This is a genomic window from Ruegeria sp. AI2 (genome assembly GCF_056541275.1).
The window spans coordinates 1-626 of record NZ_JBQFYB010000081.1 but is presented as its reverse complement, the minus strand read 5'-3'; the positions used below and the strand labels follow the sequence as shown (position 1 = coordinate 626).

Sequence of the window (626 nt, the reverse complement as noted above, 5' to 3'; positions counted from 1 at the left end):
ATGCGCCATAGGGGTCTTCGCGTTCAATGTCCTCCTCATCCGCCCGGATGATGTGAACATTGCTGAGGCCCAGCCGCTCGCTGACCTCTTGCTGGTATGCCAGCGTTTCGGCAAACAGCATCTGCGTGTCGATGAACAGGACGGGTGTCGCCTTGTCGACAACCGCCGCCATGTGCAGCAGAACCACCGATTCCGCCCCAAAGCTGGAAACCAGAGCAAGCGCGTCAATCTCCTCAATCGCGCCATGCATCACATCATGTGCACTGTGGTGGCGGAACCGGGCGTTCAGCGCGTTGACCTTTTCGGTCAGTTCACGTCTGTCCCGGCCCAGTTCCGTCTGGATCAGGTCAAGCGGCATTCGCCCGAGCCTCGGGATAGAGGGCGGCCTTGAACGGAGCCATACCGACGCGGCGGTAGGTTTCCAGGAAAGTCTCCTCTGCGCTATCACGTTGCTCTAGATACGCGTCTACGATGCGTTCGACGGCGGGTACGATTTCGTCATAGGCAAAGCCCGGACCGGTGCGATCGCCGATTGCAGCCGTTTCGGTGCCATCACCCCCCAGAGTGATCTGGTAGTTTTCGACGCCTGCGCGATCCAGCCCCAGAATACCGATATGGCCGACATG

General features: G+C 59.7%; 1 protein-coding gene and 1 pseudogene. Both read right to left on the bottom strand.

The annotated features are described in order from the left end of the window. Positions 1–358, bottom strand: a 358-nt coding sequence (locus ACR0LL_RS21285; RefSeq protein ID WP_480589319.1) for a phosphoadenosine phosphosulfate reductase domain-containing protein, incomplete at its 3' end; no start/stop codon positions are given. Continuing rightward, positions 348–626: pseudogene (locus ACR0LL_RS21280) on the bottom strand (nitrite/sulfite reductase); the annotation flags it as partial. The pseudogene ACR0LL_RS21280 and the gene ACR0LL_RS21285, both read right to left, overlap by 11 nt.